Here is a 501-nt window from a genome sequence, read left to right on the forward strand (position 1 = left end):
GGTGATATGGCGGGTGCAACTGACATCGCACTAATGCTTCCTATGCTAAGTGCAGTTTTGGCCGGTGCAGTATTCGGTGACCACTGTTCACCAATCTCGGACACGACTATTTTGTCTTCGACAGGCGCTCGTTGTAATCACATTGACCACGTATCAACTCAGTTACCTTATGCGCTGTCTGTTGCTTTGGTTTCATGTGTCGGCTTTATTGCACTTGGTATGACAACGTCAATCGCGTTCTCTTTCATTGCAGCGTCGATTACATTTGTTATCGTCTGTGCTGTTCTATCATGGTTGTCGAAATCGAAAATAGCATCATGTCAGAGCGCTTAATGGCAATATGATTTGTTGAAAAGAGGAAGCTCCGCTAGTAACTAGCGGAGCTTTTTTTTAACGCGATTTAGGTGAGGGGGGCAATCGCGTTTTTGGGGATAACCTTTAAAATTCTGGCTGTGTGAAGTCAGGTTTTGGACAGTCTTCATACGACGATGGCAGAATTGG

The 501-nt window shown here is 45.1% G+C and carries 1 protein-coding gene; it reads left to right on the forward strand.

From position 1 onward, the window contains the following. On the forward strand, positions 1-333 hold a 333-nt coding region (locus R8O11_RS31735; protein ID WP_318195453.1), incomplete at its 5' end, for a Na+/H+ antiporter NhaC family protein. Between the last annotated feature and the right edge of the window lie 168 nt (positions 334-501).

This window comes from Vibrio sp. 1288 (assembly GCF_033344475.1).